This is a genomic window from Plantactinospora solaniradicis (genome assembly GCF_042658085.1).
Taxonomy (GTDB): domain Bacteria; phylum Actinomycetota; class Actinomycetes; order Mycobacteriales; family Micromonosporaceae; genus Plantactinospora; species Plantactinospora solaniradicis.
On sequence record NZ_JBHSPR010000167.1, the window covers coordinates 1 to 512 of the forward strand.

Annotated in this window: 1 protein-coding gene; it reads right to left on the minus strand. The window is 69.9% G+C overall.

Annotated features, from left to right (window positions below; translation table 11 throughout):
• On the minus strand, positions 1 to 512 hold a 512-nt coding region (locus ACFP2T_RS48080), incomplete at both ends, for a phosphopantetheine-binding protein (protein ID WP_377434838.1).

Below are 512 nucleotides of genomic sequence, written 5' to 3' on the forward strand. Positions count from 1 at the left end.
CCGCCGTCGATCAGTCGGGCCACCGCCGCCACCGTCGGCGACGCGAACAACGCCCGGATACTGACCTCGGCGTCGAACACCGCCCGGATTTTGGCAACGAGTCGCATCGCCGACAGCGAGTCGCCGCCCAGGCTGAAGAAGGACGCGTCGGCGGGTACCTGGTCGACGCCCAGTAGCTCGGCGAACAGGCCGCAGAGCAGTTCCTCGGTCGGGGTTGCCGGTGGACGGCCCTCCGCCTGACCGGTCGACTCCGGAGCCGGCAACGCCGCCCGGTCCAACTTCCCGTTCACCGTGACCGGCAGCGACTCCAACACCACCACCGCCGCCGGCACCATGTACTCCGGCAACCGCCCCGCCGCGAACTCCCGCAACACCGCCACGTCGTTTCCAGCGTCACCGTCGACGGGTACGACGTAGGCGACCAGACGCTTCACGTCGGGCTGGTCCTCCCGGACGATGACCGCGACCTGGTCGACCGACTCGTGTCCGGCCAGGACCGCCTCGATCTCACC